General features: G+C 37.0%; 14 protein-coding genes. 2 read left to right on the top strand and 12 right to left on the bottom strand.

What is annotated here, in order from left to right; all coding sequences use genetic code 11:
- Positions 1–65: 65 nt before the first annotated feature.
- From ACHZAX_RS02015 to ACHZAX_RS01990, 6 genes are all read right to left on the bottom strand, one after another.
- On the bottom strand, positions 66–920 hold the full coding sequence (locus tag ACHZAX_RS02015) for a hypothetical protein (protein ID WP_101311385.1): 855 nt from the start codon (positions 918–920) through the stop codon (positions 66–68).
- A 28-nt stretch (positions 921–948) separates the two neighbouring features.
- Positions 949–1,758: a hypothetical protein gene (locus tag ACHZAX_RS02010; RefSeq protein WP_101311384.1), complete on the bottom strand. Its 810-nt coding sequence runs from the start codon at positions 1,756–1,758 to the stop codon at positions 949–951.
- A 19-nt stretch (positions 1,759–1,777) separates the two neighbouring features.
- Complete coding sequence (locus tag ACHZAX_RS02005; RefSeq protein WP_101311383.1) at positions 1,778–2,455, bottom strand: hypothetical protein; 678 nt, start codon at positions 2,453–2,455, stop codon at positions 1,778–1,780.
- An 18-nt stretch (positions 2,456–2,473) separates the two neighbouring features.
- Positions 2,474–4,855, bottom strand: a complete 2,382-nt coding sequence (locus ACHZAX_RS02000) for an HYR-like domain-containing protein (RefSeq protein ID WP_320017831.1) — start codon at positions 4,853–4,855, stop codon at positions 2,474–2,476.
- Between the two features lie 339 nt (positions 4,856–5,194).
- Positions 5,195–9,514, bottom strand: a complete 4,320-nt coding sequence (locus ACHZAX_RS01995; protein ID WP_320017830.1) for a choice-of-anchor L domain-containing protein — start codon at positions 9,512–9,514, stop codon at positions 5,195–5,197.
- A 134-nt stretch (positions 9,515–9,648) separates the two neighbouring features.
- On the bottom strand, positions 9,649–11,790 hold the full coding sequence (locus tag ACHZAX_RS01990) for a PA14 domain-containing protein (protein ID WP_320017829.1): 2,142 nt from the start codon (positions 11,788–11,790) through the stop codon (positions 9,649–9,651).
- 121 nt (positions 11,791–11,911) lie between these two features.
- Between ACHZAX_RS01990 and ACHZAX_RS01985 the strand changes: the two genes are divergently transcribed.
- Positions 11,912–12,613, top strand: coding sequence for a YjjG family noncanonical pyrimidine nucleotidase (locus tag ACHZAX_RS01985; RefSeq protein ID WP_320017828.1), 702 nt, complete (start codon positions 11,912–11,914; stop codon positions 12,611–12,613).
- 842 nt (positions 12,614–13,455) lie between these two features.
- Here the strand turns inward: ACHZAX_RS01985 and ACHZAX_RS01980 are convergent.
- Positions 13,456–14,745, bottom strand: a complete 1,290-nt coding sequence (locus ACHZAX_RS01980; RefSeq protein WP_320017827.1) for a hypothetical protein — start codon at positions 14,743–14,745, stop codon at positions 13,456–13,458.
- A gap of 47 nt (positions 14,746–14,792) precedes the next feature.
- Positions 14,793–16,325 carry a replicative DNA helicase gene (gene dnaB, locus ACHZAX_RS01975; RefSeq protein WP_320017826.1) on the bottom strand — a complete coding sequence of 511 codons (1,533 nt, stop codon included), beginning with the start codon at positions 16,323–16,325 and terminating at the stop codon, positions 14,793–14,795.
- A gap of 191 nt (positions 16,326–16,516) precedes the next feature.
- Here dnaB and ispE point away from each other — a divergent pair, with 191 nt between their 5' ends.
- Entirely contained in the window at positions 16,517–17,332 is an 816-nt protein-coding gene (gene ispE / locus ACHZAX_RS01970) for a 4-(cytidine 5'-diphospho)-2-C-methyl-D-erythritol kinase (RefSeq protein WP_320017825.1), read from the top strand.
- Positions 17,333–17,397: 65 nt separating this feature from the next.
- On the opposite strand, the gene ACHZAX_RS01965 is transcribed toward ispE, so the two are convergent.
- The 4 genes from ACHZAX_RS01965 to tgt form a co-directional block, all read right to left on the bottom strand.
- On the bottom strand, positions 17,398–17,706 hold the full coding sequence (locus tag ACHZAX_RS01965) for a biotin/lipoyl-containing protein (RefSeq protein WP_101311115.1): 309 nt from the start codon (positions 17,704–17,706) through the stop codon (positions 17,398–17,400).
- A 12-nt stretch (positions 17,707–17,718) separates the two neighbouring features.
- Positions 17,719–19,263, bottom strand: a complete 1,545-nt coding sequence (locus tag ACHZAX_RS01960; protein WP_101311116.1) for an acyl-CoA carboxylase subunit beta — start codon at positions 19,261–19,263, stop codon at positions 17,719–17,721.
- A gap of 201 nt (positions 19,264–19,464) precedes the next feature.
- A complete protein-coding gene (locus ACHZAX_RS01955) occupies positions 19,465–20,541 on the bottom strand; it encodes an LptF/LptG family permease (RefSeq protein WP_101311117.1) in 1,077 nt (358 codons plus the stop codon).
- A gap of 119 nt (positions 20,542–20,660) precedes the next feature.
- Entirely contained in the window at positions 20,661–21,791 is a 1,131-nt protein-coding gene (gene tgt / locus ACHZAX_RS01950; protein WP_124993242.1) for a tRNA guanosine(34) transglycosylase Tgt, read from the bottom strand.
- Between the last annotated feature and the right edge of the window lie 104 nt (positions 21,792–21,895).

Here is a 21,895-nt window from a genome sequence, read left to right as displayed (position 1 = left end):
GAATTACCTTCCCGAACCTTAGTCCGGGAAGGATTCTATATGTAAGTCAACAAACTTTACAATATTTAGTCAATAGCAATCACACTCGTTTCAGGTGATGCTGTAATAACAAATGAATCAGGTGTATTATTAGCTGCATTAGCTACATCTTCACTTGTATTTCCTGCTCCGGTTGTAATAAACGCACCAGAAGCAACTAAATTCAATGTTATATCATTCGCTGGTGAAATTCCAGGAGTGTTAGCAGTTGTTACAGCTAATATCACTTGCGAAGTTCCCGATGCTACGGCTACGCTTGAACCAGTTACAGTACCACCAGCTGATGAAGTTACAGTTGAAGCGACAGAAGTTGCGAAATCAAATCCCCATGCTCCTGTTGTCCAAGGATTACTCTCATTAGCCATCGAAACTGTAAAGTAACGAGTTGAAGAACCAAAATCATTCGTTATATTATCAATTAGTGCTCCACTGCCATCATTACAATCAGTTAATGCACCGCCAGTAACAACAGCACCTGCATTGTCAGATGCAATAACCGCCAAGTCAATAGTTCCAGTCGAAACAAGAATCTGTAAACGTCTTAAGGTTGTACAGGCTCCAGCAACATTTGCTTCAGTTACTTCCACAAAGAAAGTCCCGGCTTGTAACCATTGAATATTTACAGTATTCGCGTCCACACCTGCTCCTGCAGATGTGAATGAATAATCTGTTCCACTTACAGCAGCAGTTGTACCATCAGCTTGAAAAACAGCCCATGTGTAAGTGTTACCTACGTGATCTGCCAAATGTACTTTACTAGCATCCACATTTACTGTAAATTTATGAATAGAACCAACTCCATGAGTTGCATCCTGTGCGTATGTTCCAAAAGCAATTAAAGAAATTGCAAGAACCAGAGTTATTTTTAATAATCTTTTCATGATCAATTAATTTTATCAGAGTTTACTATTAGTCTGTTATAATACCTGTAGTTGCTGGAACAGCATTTACAGTATAAGTTGCCACATCATTTACTGCATTGCTGTCAGGAGTTCCTAACTCATCTTTACCATTAGAAATAGTAAGAGCAATTGAGATATTTGGATCTTGTCCATTCACACCAGCAGTATTTTTATTGGTATTGTATTCAACAGTAATTGTCTTAGATGCAGTATTCGCAGGAACATTAATTGTACCTGTTAAAGCAGCAACTCCATTTACAAGAACGCCTGTTACGTTATCTGATGTAGCAATATCGCTAATTGCATAATCAAACGACCATGTTTTAGCTATATCTCCACCAGTCATACTAACTGTATATTCTCTTGTAGTTGTTCCAAATACATCATTCGAATTATCGCCATCAGCAGTAACATCTACAACCGGGTTAAATGCAGTAGCACAATCTGTTGCAGAAGTAACTAAAGCAGCTACAACATCAAATGTATTTGCAGTTACAGTTACAGAAATCTGACGAGTTGTTGGACAAGCCGGAGTAACATCTGTTCTTGTTTCAACCACTTGTAAAATGTATGTACCAGCAAGTAACCATTCTACATTAGCAGTTACTCCATCCGTTGCTCCAACAAAGTTATACTCTGTTCCTGGAGTACCCGAAGTTACAGACCAAGCTAAGGTTGTACCTGCAATACTACTTTTTGTGATAGTATATGCATGCGTTGATCCAGCATATGGAGTGGTACCTGTATTTTGTGCCTGAGTATTAGTAATTAATAATACTCCCACGAAAACCATTAAAAGTTTTAAAAGAGATTTCATATCGATTTATTTTAACTTATTAAAATGTAATGTTTCCTGTATTTGGCACACCATAAATAGTTACGTCACCAGTAACATTATTCCCAGCAGTATTATCACTGTTACCAAAACTATCTTTTACATTACTAATAGTAACTGAAAAAGTTTGATCCGCACCTGCAGCTAAATTAGGTACAGTTAAAGTTAGAGTATACGTATTTCCTGATACTGCAACTGCAGTTCCAGACAATTCAGGAGTTAAACCTGTAGTTGCATAATCGAATGTCCAATCCGCAGCACCATTTGTCTTAGTCAAGGTATAGTCTACTGTGGAGTTACCGGTAGAACCAGTCGCACAATCCGATACCGCATCAGCGATCACTACATCAAAGTCAGCATTAACAGTTACTGTTAAGTTTTTTGTGGTAGAACAATCAACTCCTGTATGGCTCTCTGTTTCAGTGAAAGTCATGTTGTACGTACCTGGTTTCATCCATAAAACTGTAATTGAGCCTGAATTCAATGCTCCTGCAGTAATATTCCAATCTGTTCCTGAGGTACCCGATAGGGTCCACAGTAAACCATTACTTCCACTTTCGGGAGTAACAGTATAAGCTTTGGTTTCTCCAACACTTCTTGTATCTGTCTGCGCCGAAGCTGCAAATCCAAGAAAAAGGAAAAAGCATACGCTTAATAGTTTTGTAAAATTTGTTTTCATGTTGACTATATTTAAAATTTAATAAATTATTCCTGATGGTATCGGTTTATGATTAACCGTAACTGTATATGTTTGTGCATTTGAAATATTACCACTAGCATCCAATACTCTAAAATGAATCATTGAGATTCCTTCAGGAAATTCAAACCCGGATGGATCCGATAACGAATTAGCCCCTAAAGCCTTTGTACCGTATGCATTTGCAAATGAAGAATCCGGTAATTGAATTCGATATTGAACAATAAAACTTGTTGCGCAATTATCTGAATATCTAGTTGCTTGTATATCTAAGCCTGTAAATGATTTCACTTGAGGAATTACGCTTTCATCTTCTGCGCAATCGATAATATTTAGATCTGATAAATCAGCTAAAATTGGACTTGTTACATCATTAATTATTACATTCTGATTTACAACAATTGAATTTCCATTTCCATCATCAAAAGTCCATGCTATTACGTGAGTTCCTTGAGTATTGTATGTTAAAGGATCACTTGTTGTTCCTGTCAAAACACCAGCACAATTATCTGTTGTAGTCGGTACTATGGCTGTTGCAGTACATTCTCCAATTACATCTGAAAGTATTGGAATTACAGGATCCGTTGTATCATTAATTACTACATTCTGAGTCTGTGTACTGGTATTTCCTGATCCGTCAGTATAAGTCCAAACTACAGTTTTTGATGCTGTAATCGGGAACGTTTCTGAATGTGTTCCGCTGATTGCTCCGTCACAATTATCGGTTGCTGTTGGTGCTGTTAAACTTGTTACTTCACACTGGGCTGTAACATCTGATAAACTTGCTGCGTCTGCTAATGGATCCGTTGTATCATTAATTAATACATTCTGAGTCTGTGTACTGGTATTTCCTGATCCGTCAGTATAAGTCCAAACTACATTTTTTGATGCTGTAATCGGGAACGTTTCTGAATGTGTTCCGCTGATTGCTCCGTCACAGTTATCGGTTGCTGTCGGTGCTGTTAAGCTTGTTACTTCACACTGGGCTGTAACATCTGATAAACTTGCTGCGTCTGCTAATGGATCCGTTGTATCATTAATTAATACATTCTGAGTCTGTGTACTGGTATTTCCTGATCCGTCAGTATAAGTCCAAACTACAGTTTTTGATGCTGTAATCGGGAACGTTTCTGAATGTGTTCCGCTGATTGCTCCGTCACAGTTATCGGTTGCTGTCGGTGCTGTTAAGCTTGTTACTTCACACTGGGCAGTAACATCTGATAAACTTGCTGCGTCTGCTAATGGATCCGTTGTATCATTAATTAATACATTCTGAGTCTGTGTTGTGCTGTTGCCTGATCCGTCAGTATAAGTCCAAACTACAGTTTTTGATGCTGTAATCGGGAACGTTTCTGAATGTGTTCCGCTGATTGCTCCGTCACAATTATCGGTTGCTGTCGGTGCTGTTAAACTTGTTACTTCACACTGGGCTGTAACATCGGCTAAACTTGCTGCGTCTGCTACAGGTTTAGTCGTATCTTCAACAGTTACTATTGCATTACACGTTCCGACATTAGAAGATGCATCTGTCACAGTTAAAACAACCGTATTTGCACCTAAATCAGCACAGGTAAAATTTGTTTTATCTAAGGAAAATTCAAGAGAAGCAACTGCAGTACAATTATCGGTACTTCCATTATCAATTTGAGCAGGAGTTATACTTGTATTACCAGAAGCATCTAGTTGTATTGTTACATTCTGACATACTGCGACAGGATCAATTACATCCTCAACTGTTACTGTACTTTTGTTATCAAGCTCAACACCACATGTAGAAACTAAATTTTCTGCGTATACATTATAAACAGTAGTTACTAACGGATTAACATCAAATGTGATGTTCCCACCGGTTCCTGCGATCGCAGTTCCAACATCACTATCATCACTATCTAAACGTAATTGATAATTAACTCCAGATTCACTGTTAGTAAGAGTTATTGATGCTGTTCCTCCAGGACAAACAGCAGAATTATTAAGTGTAAGACTTTGATCCGGTAAATTACTTACGGTAACAGTCAGATCCATATTAGCAGAAACACACGAACCAGCTGTTTCTTCAAATGCTCGAACCAAATAATCTCCCGCAGTAACATTCCACAATATTCCAATTAAACTTTCACCAGAAACAATAAGCTCACTATACTGAAACCCAGGTGTCACCAAATCCTGATCAATAACAGGAGAACCACCATTGTAAACGGTACCTCCTTCAACAGACCAATAAATTGTAGATCCAGCACTTCCTTCAACCTTGTATTGCTTTAACTCACCAGCACACACATCTTCCGCAGGAGATAATACTGTCTGAGCATAAAGATCGACTTTTACCAAAGTAATCAGAATAACCAGTATGAAAATTTTTATGTGTAAAAGTTTCGTCAAGCGTTCTGTTTTATAGTGGAAATTATATATTAGGCAACAAAATAAATCATTTTTTTCTTATAACTAATCACTGATACGGCAATTGTTAAAAAGTGTTGTGTTTTATTTATAATAAACAGCTTATTATTTGTTTAATTTTTCAACAACAAGCTGCAAAACACAGATTTAAGCATTTTTTTATGTAACTTATTTTTGTTTAACCTAAAAATATCTTTCATTAATCAAGGTTTTAATACCGCTAGTCTAATTTTATAAAAACAGACGCTCTACACCATTCTTAACCCAATATCTACCACGCACTATTTATTTGCAATTTAAATAACATTGCAATATTAGTATCTATTCGTGATATATTCCCTTAGGGGCAGGTTCAGTCCCTATAATGTAACTTCCAACTTCGGCACATGATTTAGAGTCGGTTACTGTAACAGAATAACTACCAGAATTAAGTCCTGTTGCATTGGATGAATTCAGGCTTCCATCATGACTCCACGAATAATTATAAAGGGGAGTAGAACCAAAAGGTGTTCCTCCAGATACATCTACATTTAATAAACCATTACTTCCATCTGAACAAAGATTGCTTGATGGGTTAAGAGACACAAGCGGATGTGGATTTACTAACACCCCAGATATATACTCCGTATTTTTACAACCATTTGATTTTGTAACTGTTAATGAAAAATCTTTAGCACTTAGAACCGCAGTATTATAAATTGCAGTTGTATTCGCAGAAGTTGGGCTGGCAATACCTGCAACAGGCGTCCATGAATAGATATCACCTCCACTGCTATTTAAAATAGTTGAAGCTAAATTAATCACCTCTCCACTACAATATTCTGTTTTATCTGAAGCGATCGTAAAATGTGAATTTTCATTCACCGTCAGAACCATAAAATCGGTATCAATACAGGAAGCCGAAGCTGATGATGACTCTTTAACAGTTAATGTATATGTATATGTTCCAAAAGGAATAGTATTTGCTACAGTAGGGTTTGAAGAATTAACATTACTTAAATACGTTAATCCAGATGCAGGAGAACAAGACCATTCGTAATAAATACCTCCACTACCATTTAACTGAACAGTTGCACCTTCGCAAATTTGTTTAGATGGTCCTGCTTCCGCGGCGATAGGAGTTACCGATGGAATAGTCACATCAAAATCTTCAGAACGACAAGCAAATCTATCTTGAACCGTAACGGTATAAACTGTTCCTACCGTCGGATTATTTAGTGTAAAAACATTGTCATCCTGAAAAGCTCCTCCATCTATACTATATTGATAATCTGACGGATCTAAACCATTCTTCAAATCAACTGTTATTGTAGCAACAGGTGTAGCTCCCATACAAGAAACCAAACTTGTTGGAGAAGCTTCTATTTCAGGTACATCAATAATAGTCACAACCTTTTCATAGTAATCCGGTGCTGAACAGGGACAACTTTTTAGAAAAGAGAGACGCAACTCTTCATCGCCTTCAATTCCCGTATCAGATAATGCTTTGTAGTAATAAACAACCTCAGCAATTCCTGCAGGTATAGTAACCGAACTTGGCAACTTACCATCTCCAATCTGATTTCCCAACTGATCTACATAAATATAATCAACACCATTTTCGGCAGTTCCTGAAATATTTAAATCAAATTTCATTTCTCCATCTAAATTCTCTAACCGAACAAATTTGATATAACTATTACTACAACCTTCATACATAATATCAACATCATTCTCAATGCCTATTCCATTTTGAATCACAACTTCGTTAGATTTAAAACTTTCAGCCTCAAGAAATACTGCAGAATTATATTTATCATCCGCAACATCTGCAATTATCAATCGGATATGATAGGTTTGACAAGGAAGAACATCGGCATTAGCGGTCAATACAGTAGTCCGTCCATCAAACTGGGTTGCAAATCCTCCTGTTCCATCAACGTAATAAGTTGAACTACCACAACCACTATTATTAACATTGTTAATTGATACAAAATTCGAACTCCCTGGGAGTAAGGCAATATTCTTTCCTCCATTTAAAAATGGCCCTGAAATTCCCGGTCCACTTATAATAAATCCAAAAACGTCATTGTATGATCCGCAGGCATATTCCGGATATTCCTCAGAAGCAAATATATACCTGAACTCAAGCTTATCTCCAGCTGGAATAAAATCAAATTCCAAAATCTGAACATCATTTGGGCTACCAGTCAATCTGGTAACATCTGCATCAACGGCTGCACCTCCAATATTTGAACTTACACCAGTACTATTATTTGGGCCTTCAGCAGACTGAACATTTCCTGTTGAAAGTATAATTCCGGATGAAAGAGGAAAATCTGAAGTTCCTGCATTAAAATATCCTATTCCTCGATTAACATCCCCTCCGTATGTTACATTATCAGCAACCAAACAACCATTCACTAAAACATTCTGAACTAACTCATTAGGAGAATAGCCATTTTCAGGACTTTGTCGGTCAACCTGTATGGGATCAGTCGAAGGCAGATCATCATCAACAATAGAAATCATCACCATCTGAGTCCCATTTTCTGTTCCTCCTGTAACATTAGAAATACTAACATTCAAACTTTCATTCCCTTCAACGTCTGAATCATCAACGGCACTTAAGGTTACACTGCCTGTTAAATTCCCCTTCAGTATTTTAATCTGAGGTTTAGATATTGAATAATCTGAAGCTGAAGCAACACCAGACATAGCGAGATCAACCAAAACATCAGTAGAAGCAACTCCATTTAATGTGGCTGTAAGAAAGGCCTTTCCACCATTCTCATTGATTGAATTTACATCAACGGACAGACTAACCTCAGGTATAAAAGCCTGAACAGTCACTTTTACATTAAAGCTTGTAGAATTTCCACCAGCATCTTCAACTGTAAGCACTACAGTATTAACTCCAATATCTGCACTTGAGAAACTTGATTTACTCAGACTTCTAGACGTCACCCCACAGGCATCAATAAAACCCGGATCTACGTCTATTGCATTTAGAGTGGCTGCACCCGATTCATTAAGTATTAATGTAATTTCGACAGTTGTATGATCAGCAATAGATGATTTAGAGAACACCTGCCGGGCTATTCCTGCATCAGCAGACTCCCATTCCAATTCAATGACAGCTCCTCCTCCATTTTCAAAATAATCAAGTGTAATTGTATGTGAGCCCTTACTTAAGCTTAGCGTGGCAGGGTTAATCACGGGAGCATGATTCGTCCAATTATTAATGATCATGGAACCATCAACAAAAAGACGTACTCCATCATCTGAATTTGTATAAAAAGTATAATCTCCAGTTTCAGGAACAACAAAACTTCCACTATAGCGAATTGAAAAATTATCATTTCCAAGAAGAGCTGTATTTGGAGAGCCATTCCCCCAATTGGTATTAATCTCTGTCACAGATTCTGAGTACTTCAGTTCATCAAAAGCTACTCCATTATAATATTCTGCAATTAAATTCAATAAGGATGGAGCTAGATTATCTTCAATTGTAACATTCGTAGTACAATTTGATTGATTCCCATCTTCATCTTCAACAGTAAGGGTCACCGCATTAACACCTATGTTCGAACAATCAAAAGTACTTTTATCCAAGCTCAATAGTAAATCGGCACTGGCTGTCTCAACATCATTACTTCCATTATTTATATTTGCTGGAGTTATATTTGCATTTCCAGAGGCATCAAGCTGAACTGTGTAACTTTTACATATTGCAATCGGGCTGGCTCCGCTCGCAATTACATTCAAGGTGTAGTCTTCCAATTCTCCCCAAGTTGTATTCTCGCATGGTGTAGCTGTATCCAAATAATTAACTCTTATTCGCATTGTTGTAGTTCCAACCACGGCACCAAAAGGCGGAGTAACTATTACGGTAAAAACATCATCACCACTTTCCGATGCAATGGTCTCTCCTGCATCTTCAAAATCGCCATCTTGATTCCAATCCACCCAAACCCCATATGTATCATTATCATAACGACCATTGGTGACCGTCAACAAATTATCAGTCCCAATTTTAACATCGGTCGACTGAGAGTTTGTATAATCGCTGTACCCATCAGAACCACTATTATTATTAATATCACCAATAAGCACGTTACTAATATATTCATTATTTCCCCATTGGTAGTTAGATACAGATGGTATACAAAATGCCTCACTTTCATCGATAACCAAAATTTCGGCCACCCAACCTGAATTAGTCGACCATTTATTATCAGAAACAAAAGAAAATGTAGTTGAATTCCCACTAGAGGTAATTATTGAAGGCAGATTATATCCGCAATAAGTACCAATCTGAGTGGAACCAGTACTGTTTCCATCATGAGCACTTAAAGCATCCTTATTACAATTCCAGCTTTGTTCAACTGCAAAATTTGTGAAAACTACACGAATAACAGTACCTGGTGCTGAACTAAAAATAATAACACCAGATTCATTTCTTCCATAATTAGAAGTAGCCCCTCCACTATCAACAAAGCGATCTCCAGTCACTACATTCACAGTTGTAGTCCCTGAGGTTGGCATTACACGATCTGTTTGAGCATTAACTTCTATAGAAATACCTGTAAAAAGAAAAATAGCATACAGTATCCGAAGTAACAATGAGGCAAAAGAAGAATTAAGAGTAGAATCTTTCATAGGCTAATTTTCAGAAATATCTGGCAAATAAATAGTCGAGCTCAAAAATAATTAATTATTCTTAATTGCTATGGCTTACGTAAAAAAAGAAATTTTGTTTAATTTTTCGTAAAAACCAAATTCCCCCTATCAACTTACTCATGATAAATGCCTTCTGGATTTGGACTTTGATAAATTACAACAATCGCCGTATTTGTTAAGTTCGCTTCACACACAGCACTCACTGCTTTAATGTTGATCAAATTATCCCCAACAGAAAAACCTAATGTAGGTATATTCATACTAACATCAGCACCATTACCTGTAACAGAACTCCCAATTTGAACTCCTCCTTTATAGGCGGAATACACAACACCACTTTCGCTTCCTTGTATAGTAAGTTGCGCACCATCACCAATACACTTCGTATCGCCAACAACAGGTAAGCTAATATCCGGTACACCAGTCACTATAACGTCTATTATACATTCCGAGGAATTGCCATTAACATCAACCACCGTAAAAGTTACTGAATTACTTCCAGCATCATCACAAGTAAAAACACTCTTACTCAAACTTCTGGAAGCTATACCACATTCATCTGAATAACCAGGATCAACCTCATCTGCGGTTAAATTATACAAGCCACCGGCTGCACTAAGATCCAATGTAATATCCTGACAAGTTCCAGTACTATTACTTTTTACAAATTGTCGGGAAACACCTGGCCCCTGCCACTCCAATTTAATAACTGCTCCTCCACCTTGTTCATAAAACTCGAGCACGATTGGAACAATTTGTCCTGCAGATAAAGATATAGTTCCTGTATTAACAGTAGGGCTATGGTTTGTCCAATTATTAATAACCTGCTGACCCGCAACCCAAAGTCGCACACCATCATCAGAAGTAGTATAAAATGTATAAGTTCCTGCCTGAACAGCTTGAATATTACCTTGAAAGCGAATCGAAAAATTATCATTTCCTACCAACGAAGATTCTGGTGCACCAGATCCCCATGAATAATTTATTTCATCAACGGGTAAAGTTTCCATGAACGTATCGAAATTTTTCCCATCATAATAATCTGCCTGCAATTGTGAGATTTTTGGAGGAGTAACATCAACAACTGTAACATTAAAACTATGTGTTGCTGTATTGCCCGCATTATCTGTCGCAGTAAATGTATTAACTGTAGTCCCTACAGGAAACAATGCCCCAGATGGCAAACCACCCGTCTGAGTGACTAAAGCACCTTCAAATTCAACAACATAACGCTTCCAGTAAGTATCAGGAAGGTCATTCCATTCTCCATTATCATACATTTGAGTATAATCTTCATTTCCTGAATTATTTGGTTCTCCCCCTCTCCAATTCAAGTAAGTTACAGGCTCCCCGTTTCCCCATACAAATATTCCTTCAGTTGCAGCATCAGTCAAACCAATCCAAATATCTCCAACTTTACTATCTATAAAATCATTCTCAGCTTGACTGGTAATTGTAACTAAATGACCTCCGCTGTTAATGGCATTTTGTATTGCTGTAGTGGCATTTTCACTGGCATTTGAATAGTAATAAGTATGATTATACAGTTCTCCCAAATAGGTGAATCCAGGAAGAGTTCCTGAAAAAGCAGGAAAATTATCAGTAGCTTGAGGAATATCATAATTAACAATCTCGCCACAATCACTTCCCGATGCATTAACTGTAATATTTGGTTGAGGATTTTGAAAAACGGGAGCCTCTGTGTCCGGAGCCAATAGCGTACCCTTAACTTTTAAGTTATCCAGATACACATACCTACTATTGCTAACATTAGACGTAATCCTAATTTTCACACTGGAATTGTTATCAAATCCACTACTCAAAGAATATGATACTTGTTCCCATTGATTATATTGACAATTTTGAGTATACAAAGTTCCACCATAGCCAGCACCACTATCTGCTGAAAGTAACCATTGATGAGTTTTATTGGTATTCCCATACCAATAACCACCATCCCACTCCACTTTAATATCCTTATAACCAACAGTTGAAATACTTAATTCAAGCCTTTGTCCATCAACATCAGTATAAAGAGAAGACTTAGAATTCCCATAATTAGCCGAAAAATATAGATTGCCATCCGTACTAAGATTTGGAGCACCAATAGCACCTGATTCCGCACTCAAATCTCCATTTGTAGTAAACCGATATTCAGCCAAAGTAACTTCTTGTGCACTAAGTCCTGCACTTGTACATAAATAAATAATAAAAAGTATTGAGAATTTAATAAAGAGTATTTTTGTAGAGTACATATTTTACAGTTAAAGACAGATGGTAAACTCATTTTGGGACTAAAAACTTAAGCATAGTACGCAAAACTACCACTTTTGTTTACTTTTATCCTGTAAAATACAGAATCAACCACCTACTGCAATGACAAATTTAAAGTACCAACATATTTTTTTCGACCTTGACCGCACCCTTTGGGATTTCAATAAAAATTCCGAGGCAAGCCTAAATCTGCTCTTTAGGGATTACCAATTGCAATCAATATTTGGAAGTTTCCTGTTTTTCAAATCACGATATGAATATCATAACGGCAAATTGTGGAATGCCTATTATCAAAACAGAATAAAAAAAGAGGATTTGATGTACCGAAGATTTTACCTGACATTAAAAGAAGCAGGACTTGATGATTTGGTTTTGGCAAAAGAGATTGCAAATGATTTTATCGAAATTAGTCCTTTACAAACGGCTACCTTCCCAAATTCGCATCAGATTCTTGAATATTTAAAAAACAAAGGATACCAATTGTATATTATCACCAATGGTTTTATTGAAGTGCAGGCTAAGAAACTAAAAAATTCAAAACTAGACAGTTATTTCATGGAAGTAATAACTTCGGAAGATGCTGGTGCCAATAAACCAACTCAGCAAATATTTGAATATGCGTTTAAGATGGCCGGCGCTTGTGCAAAGAACAGCATAATGATCGGGGATGATCTTTCTACAGACATTGCCGGTGCAAAAAAAGTCCAAATGGATCAAATTTATTTTAACCCACACAAAATCAATCACAAAGACGAGCCAACATTTGAGATTAATGATTTATTAGAAATCAAAAGGATACTGTAATATGCTAACCAACATATTTACATTACAATCTGCAATCAAATTTTAATGTTCTTCAACAATTCACAATAAAAAAGACCACTTAACAGATCAATAGTAAGCAAATATCATTTATATTTGCAGAGGTAATCAGCAAAACCTGATATGCAAACAAGTTTTGCTGCCAACATCGGTTTGTACTGTGACATTCATAAATACTTCTAAAGGGTTAGTGAAGTTACTAAGGTTAATAGATTACAAATGGTTAATAATATATTGAAACTGGTATATAACCGATGTTGAAATACGAAGGCTGCGTTTAGGGGACGCAGCCTTTTCTTTTGCCCTAAATTCTGTAAAAAGTGTCAAGGGACAAGGAGAAAACAAGTACCACGGAGAAAGTTTAAAGAAAATAAAAGTAAAACCTAGGGACTAGTACCAAGAATAACAGACTACGGAGTAGCACAAAATACCTTCCACCACAGAGGACACAAAGGAACACAGAGAAAGAAAACAAACCAAAGGACAAGGAACATGAGTCGAAAACATTTGATTTTTGGACCTTTCGACTTTTCGACTATTTGACCTTTCGAGACTTTTCGACTCTCTTTACGTTTTACGTTTCTTCTTTTTAGCAACAGGAAATAGTACATTATTTAGTATTAAGCGGTAACCGGCCGAATTCTGAGAAAGTTTAAAGAAAATAAAAGTAAAACCTAGGGACTAGTACCAAGAATAACGGACTACGGAGTAGCACAAAATACCTTCCACCACAGAGGACACAAAGGAACACAGAGAAAGAAAACAAACCAAAGGACAAGGAACATGAGTCGAAAACATTTGATTTTTGGACCTTTCGACTCTCTTTACGTTTTACGTTTCTTCTTTTTAGCAGCAGGAAATAGTACATTATTTAGTATTAAGCGGTAACCGGCCGAATTCTTTTTCAAATTAAGGTCAGTAGGCGGATCCCCAACTAAATGCTGGTAATCTTCAGGATCGTGTCCCCCATAAAAAGTCCAGGTTCCTTTCCCAAAATTTCCATGAATGTATCGCGCCTCACCAGCAGCTTTATTTTCTCCCATTATAAGTACACTTGGTTTTATCAACTCCAACTTAAAAGCAGTGGTTTGTCCCATAAAACCTTTTATCAAATTCTTATGATTCTGGCACAACATGGTTGGTACCGGATCCCATTTTGCAGAAAACTCAAACAAAGAAAAATAATCTTCCTCCTGCCTTAGTTTCCTGGTTAAAGTCACGTCAATATCCGAAAACTCATATACAGTAGGATTTCTTTCAAGCGTAAAATTCTGAAAGGCAAATGTCTTTGAAAAATCCAGTTGAGACTGAACATCCGGCTCAATAGGATCTCCATCGAACACAGCATCACAAATATCATGTTCTCCCGATGCCAGTGCTATATCAAAAGTGTCAGTAGCAGAACACATTGCAAATAAAAATCCACCAACCTCTACAAAATTTCTTATTTTAACAGAAATTGCTTTTTTTAAATCGGAAACTTTCGAGAAACCATATCGGTTAGCCATCTCCATATTGGACTGTACCTCATCTTTATACCATTTCATATTTCGGTATGAGGTATAAAATTTACCAAACTGCCCTGTAAAATCTTCATGATGCAAATGCAGCCAATCATATTTCGACAGTTTCCCGGTCATCACCTCATCATCATAAATAATATCGTAAGGAATTTCGGCGTAGCTAAGTGCCAGGGTTACTGCATCATCCCAAGGTTTTTTCCCCTTTGGCGAATAAACTGCAATCAAAGGCGGTTTTTCCAACTTAACGGCATCCATATTCAACTCATCGCTCGCAATCTCAGTCAATATTTGCTGAGCAGAAACATCGCTGAGAACAGAAAAACTGACACCTCGAATCTGACACTCATCCTGAATTTCTTTCTGGAAAGGAAGCAAAAAAGATCCTCCTCGATAATTTAGCAACCAATGAATCTGATAATCCTTTTCCAGAGTCCAAAAAGCAATACCATAGGCTTTAAGATGATTCTTCTGAGTATCATCCATCTGAATTAATAAACTTGCAGAAAAGGATGTATATGCAGATAAGGCGAAAAACAGTAAAATAACTATTTTTCGAAAAAATATTTTCGGGAACAATCTATCTTCTATCATAAAAACAAAATAACACATTCTATTTGAGAAGACGTTTCATAAGGTCATTAAAATGGTGCAGCATCATCAAAATCGCTGCCCCCACCAAATCCTGCACTAAAATCATCAAAGCCGGAAGATTCCTGATTCATGCTGGAACTGAATGTTTTCACATCCTCTAAACCCGGCGTAACAAATGGGTTTAATGATTCACCTTCCAAATCGGTAAATCGGGCCAACTGGTTACGGAAACGAAGCTGTATTTCTCCGACAGCACCATTACGGTGTTTCGCAATAATAATATCTGCAATACCAATTAATGAATTTCCTTCAGCATCCTCAGTTATTCCATATCTTTCCGGACGGTGAATAAACAACACCATATCGGCATCCTGCTCAATTGCACCCGATTCACGCAAATCGGAAAGCATTGGTTTTTTTGCATCCCCTGTTCTTTGTTCAACACCACGATTCAACTGAGAAAGAGCAATTACCGGAACGTTTAATTCCTTTGCGATGATCTTTAATTGCCGTGATATTAAACTCACCTCCTGCTCACGATTGCCACGCATATCAGAACCAGCTGTCATCAACTGCAAATAGTCAATCACAATACAACTAATATCATGTTTCGCCTTTAAACGGCGACATTTGGATCGCAGCTCATAAATTGACAAACCAGGTGTGTCATCCACATATATTGGGGCTTCAACCAGATCTTTAATTTTAACATGTAATTGTTCCCATTCAAAATCTTCCAAACGCCCGCTTCTCAACTTTTCAGAACCTAATTCTGTTTCGCTTGATATTAAACGTTTCACCAACTGATCACCACCCATCTCGAGTGAGAAAATGGCTATTGGTGCTTTGTGGTCAACCGCCATATTCCGGGCCATCGACAACACGAATGCTGTTTTTCCCATAGAAGGACGAGCCGCAATAATTACCAAATCAGATTTTTGCCATCCGGATGTAATTCTATCCAATGCAGTAAAACCGGAAGGGACACCACTTAAACCATCGGTTCGTTTCCCTGCTTCCACAATTTGGTTGATTACCTCATCAGCCAGTGGACGAATATGCGAGGATTCTTTTTTGATATTTCCCTCTGCAATCTCAAAAACATCTTGCTGTGCCCTGTCCAGCAAATCAGCAACATCAACACTCTCATCAAAAGCCTGAGTCTGAATTTCGGATGAAACCCGAATTAATTCGCGCTGAATAAACTTTTGAGCAATAATACGTGCATGAAATTCGATGTGAGCTGCCGATGCAACCCTATTTGTAAGTTGGGTAATGTAAAAAGGCCCACCCACAGCATCTAAATTGCCATGTCGTTTTAACTCTTCAGTAACCGTTAGGATATCAACAGGTTCCTCGTTAATTGAAAGTGATAGTATAGCTTTGTATATTTTTTGGTGAGCATCCTTGTAAAAGGAATCAGCATTTAAAATATCCCCAACCGAAATCATTGCATCTTTTTCAAGCATCAATGCTCCCAGAACAGCTTCCTCAAGCTCTAATGCCTGCGGAGGAACTTTCCCATAATCAAGATCTACTTTGTTCTTCGGTTGATTGTTATATTTATTTGCCCCAGCCATAAAATATTAAATTCTAACAGTTTACTTTTCCTTTAAAATCAGCATACTAAGCACTTTTTCAAGCTCAAAAAAAATTCTAAAAAAAATATAGAATGCAGTGTCAAAGATAGAAAATAAAAATACTACAAATTGATTTTTTTTGCTCTTATAAATCAAGTATTTTTACCATTCAATCATAAAACTTATTACTTGTGCTTCGCTTCCCAAATGCTAAAATCAATATCGGCTTAAATATCGTTGAAAAAAGATCTGACGGATTTCACAACATAGAAACTATATTTTACCCCATTCCTCTTACAGATGGTTTGGAAATTGCCGATTCGAACAAAGAAACAATCTACAACTTCAGTTCATCAGGCATTCCTATAAAAATAGACGATAAGGATAACATTGTCTGCAAAGCATTTGACTTGCTTTACAGGAAATGCAATATCCCTTCAACCAATATTCATCTGCACAAAAATATTCCATTTGGTGCAGGATTAGGAGGAGGATCTTCGGATGCTGCTTTCATGATAAAAATGTTGAATGAACAATACAAACTAGGACTTTCATTTAACGAGATGGAAAAATTGGCAGGACAACTTGGCAGCGACTGTCCTTTTTTTATTGCCAACAAACCTGTTTTTGCAGAAGGGAAAGGAGATATTTTCTCAGAGATACATATTGACCTTTCCGGGTATCACATCCTTCTGGTAAAGCCAAACATCCACATCAGCACACCCGAAGCTTATTCGAGAGTTACACCTTCGCAACCCAACAAATCATTAAAAGAACTTATAACTGAACCCATCCAAAACTGGAAAAACTTAATTTTTAATGATTTTGAAAACAGCATATTTCCAAATCATCCCAAATTAGGAAACATTAAAAATGATTTATACAACATGGGCGCAGTTTATGCTTCAATGTCGGGCAGTGGCTCTTCATTATTCGGAATTTTTAAAGATGAACCCGAGTGCCCTGAAATATGGAGTGAATGTTTCTGCTGGAAAAGCAGACTGTAAAAACCTTAAAACAGAATGAGCCTGTTCATAACGAACAGGCTCATTTTTATTTCAGTTCAGAAAGATTACTCAATTTCCACCATTAATAATCTGTTGGGAACCTTTTCTCCTTCAGTTACATAAACCTTGGCAATTTTACCATCAAAAGGCATTTTAATCTGATTCTTCATCTTCATAGCTTCAAGAATCATCAGGTTTTCACCTTCTTTAACTTCCTGCCCTTCTTTAACTAAAATCTCAACAATTGTACCTGGAATGAATGAATTAATATGCTTCGGATTAGGTCTAACCCAAGGCTTTCTATTCTCAAACTTTTTGGTTAGTTCTGTTGTATAAACAGTACCATCAACGTTGAATTCTTTTAAATTTCCCATGTCGAATACTTTTTAGAATGGAGGAATACCGTGTTTTTTCGCAGGTCTGCTATCAACTTTGTTACTTGAAACCTCAATTGAATGCAACAACATGTTACGTGTTTCCTGTGGTTCAATAACTGTATCGATATAACCTTTAGCTGCCGCAACATAAGGATTAGCAAACTTCTCTCTGTATTCAGCTACTTTTTCTTTTCTCATAGCTTCAGGATCGGCTGCTGCCATAATCTCCTTTTTAAAGATAATGTTAGCGGCTCCATCAGGTCCCATAACAGCAATTTCGGCATTTGGCCATGCGAACATGAAATCAGCCTTCATATGGCGGGAGTTCATTGCAATATAACCTCCACCGTAGGCTTTACGGATGATTACAGTAATTTTAGGTACTGTAGCTTCACTGTACGCATAAAGAATCTTAGCTCCGTGACGAATAACACCCATATGCTCTTGATCTACACCTGGTAAATAACCCGGCATATCCTCAAGAGTAACAATTGGAATATTAAAAGCATTACAGTAACGAATAAAACGTGCTGCCTTATCTGATGAATCACAATCCAATACACCCGCCAGCACTAATGGCTGATTAGCAACAAAACCAACAGTTTCACCATTCATCCTACCGAAACCAACTACAATGTTTCGTGCAAAATTCTCCATACTTTCGAAGAAATCAGAATCATCGACAACAGATTTGATTACGTTTCGGATATCATATGGCTGAGTAGGATCAGAAGGAACAATTTCTTCAATTTTGTATTCTGGTCTTGGTGGCTTAGGAGGAAATGCCTTAGCTTTTTTAGTATTATTCCATGGAATGAAAGTTAACAGCTTCTTAATTTGTTCGAAGCATTCGTATTCGCTAAGAGCATAAAAATGAGCATTACCAGTTATTTCGCTATGAACTTTAGCACCACCCAGTTCTTCCATCGTGATTTCCTCACCCAAAACTGTTTTTATTACCTCAGGACCAGTAATGAACATTTTAGAAATGTTCTCTACCACAAACACAAAATCGGTAAGTGCAGGAGAATAAACAGCTCCTCCGGCACAAGGACCAAGAATTATTGACAATTGAGGAATTACTCCGGATGCAAGAGTGTTTCGGAAAAAGATTTCACCATATCCTGCCAGTGAATTAACACCTTCCTGAATACGGGCTCCCCCCGAATCATTAATACCAATCAATGGCACACGCATTTTTAATGCATGATCCATGATTTTCGTAATTTTACGTGCATGCATCAGACCTAGAGAACCTCCGGCTACGGTAAAATCCTGTGCGAAAATACACACCGGCTCACCATAAATAGTACCGGTACCAATGATAACACCATCACCGTGAAGTTCTTTCTTTTCCATACCAAAGTCGCGAGCTTCGTGCTCAACAAACATATCGTATTCATGAAAAGAATCTTCATCTAAAATAGATGTTACTCTTTCTCTGGCAGTCAATTTCCCCATCGCAACTTGCTTCTGAATGGCTTTTTCACCGCCACCTTGAAGCACTTTTTCTTTTCTCTTTCTAAGATCAAGAATGTTTCGTTTCAATGACATAATTTGTACATTTAGTTAGAAAATATATACTTTCATATATATGTTGAATTTCATCAGTTCATGAAATTCCAAGATACAACATTACTAAATTTTAGGGTAGAAAAAAACTCTACTCAACTCCACCCCATATTTAGCCACATATAAAATAAGCTCTTTAGCTTGATAATCAAATCAATTCACAAAAAACTATTTAGATTTTTTCTATTTTGGCGCGATTCGATACAAATATACCGCTATGAATGAAAAAACAATATTAGGCAACCAAACAGCAAGTATTGGATTCATACTTCCGTTTGTTGCAAATACGATAGATATCTGCATAAAAAGTATAAATGAAAAACTTAACAGTAGTCCAATCCCTAAATGCAAACCCATTCCTCCACGAATTTTGCGTGATGCAAGTGATACACCAATAAGCGTAAGAATAAAAGTCGAAAACGGATTCGCCATTCTCTTGTATTTCTCAATCTTATAAGCTTCAATATTGCTGTCACCCCGCATGGACTGTTGTTCAATGTATGCGTTCAATTGAGGCAAATTCATTGCCTCAACAATATTTTTTTTAGAGCCAAACTCTTCCGGTCCAAAATTAAAAGTTGTATCCTTCGTCCTTCCGTTTTCAAATGATTCTTTATCCCCATCTATTCTTCGAATAAAATAATCATTTATAGTCCATTTATTTTTCTCCTTACTCCACCGAATCGATCTGGATGTCAACTTAGAGACCAGCTCCTTTCCTTCGAATTTCTCCAACGCGAACTTATATCCTGTATTACTGGCTGTTTCGTAATTAATCATGTAAATAAAGACACCCGGCTCTATTTGCCTGTGAATATTACGTTCGTTATTTCTGAATTGCTTACTGATATAGGTCGCTGTAAAATTCAGCCTTTTTTGATTCGCTGGAGGAATTATATAATTACTTAGAAGAAACGAAAATATTCCAATAATTAGTGCTGAAATAAAGTAAGGATACATCAATCTGCGAAAGCTTACCCCACTGCTTAAAATGGCAATTATTTCAGTATCATAAGCCATTTTAGAGGTAAAGTAAATTACGGCAATAAAAGTAAACAACGCACTAAAAAGATTGGCGAAATAGGGAATAAAATTTAAATAATAATCGAAGATGATTGCCCTTAGAGGAGCTTCCTTATCGATGTATTCATCGATATGTTCCGAAAAATCGAAAATAACCGAAATACTTATTATCAGAACAATAGCGAAAAAGAAAGTTCCCAAAAACTTTCGGATAATGTATAAATCTAATTTTCTCAAAACCTGAATTTTAAATTCCTTATTTCCCGAAAATTGCAGAATAACAAATTTCGGAATAAAAGTATAACTTATTCTTCAATTACCAATCGAGCAGAATCTATTGTAAGCTTTTTTAACAGTTATAAACGGGCAGCTAATTTTTTAACCATGATTTCTTTCCATGATGCAAAAGTTCCTGCATTAATATGCTCTCTTGCTTCGCGTACCAGCCACAAATAAAAAGCCAGATTGTGAATACTGCAAATTTGAGAACCCAACAACTCCCCCGAATGAATCAAATGCCGAACGTAAGCTTTTGAATAGGCCTGATCCACATATGATGTTCCATTAGGATCTATTGGTGAAAAATCATCATGCCATTTCTTGTTTTTAATATTGATAATTCCTTCACTTGTGAAAATCATACCATTTCTTCCATTTCTGGTAGGCATTACACAATCAAACATATCAACACCTCTCGAAATGGCTTCCAATATATTAACAGGAGTTCCAACTCCCATCAAATATCTCGGTTTATCTTTAGGCAGAATCTGATTAACAACCTCTATCATCGAATACATATCCTCGACGGGCTCACCAACTGCCAAACCTCCAATTGCATACCCTTCCCGATTTAGAGATGCTGCATGTTCAGCTGCTTTAATCCGCAAATCGTTGTAAACACAACCTTGTATTATCGGAAATAAAGTTTGCGAATAACCATATTTTGATTCTGTTTCATCAAATCTTTTCACACAACGCTCTAACCATCTTTGAGTAAGCTCAAGTGAAGTTTTTGCATACTCATAAGTAGATGTTCCGGGAGGACATTCATCAAATGCCATAATAATATCAGCACCAATGGTTCTTTGGATATCCATTACATTTTCCGGAGTAAAGAAATGCTTCGAGCCGTCAATGTGTGAACGGAACATTGCACCTTCCTCTGATAACTTCCTGTTTTCAGCCAAAGAAAACACCTGAAATCCACCACTATCTGTTAAAATAGGCCGATCCCAACCATTAAACTTATGCAAACCACCCGCCTTCTCCAGCACATCCAAACCTGGACGCAAATACAAATGATAGGTATTACCTAAAATAATTTCGGCATTAATATCATCTCTTAACTCTCTCTGATGTACACCTTTTACAGAACCAAGTGTTCCTACCGGCATAAAAATGGGCGTTTGAATTTTCCCATGATCCGTAGTTAACTCCCCTGTCCTCGCCGAAGACTTAGTATCTGTATTCAGTAATTTAAAATCCATATGACCTATTTATATTTACTTACAATCAGGTATCTCAACCAATTCGTAAAAAAATCAGGCAGCAAAGATACTAATTAATCTTATTTCTGAATCACTTCCCTTGT

It is taken from the genome of Labilibaculum manganireducens (assembly GCF_963665805.2).
In the GTDB taxonomy this organism is placed as follows: domain Bacteria; phylum Bacteroidota; class Bacteroidia; order Bacteroidales; family Marinifilaceae; genus Labilibaculum; species Labilibaculum manganireducens.
Note: the sequence above shows the minus strand (reverse complement) of the source record. Positions and strands in the feature narration are given on the sequence as shown.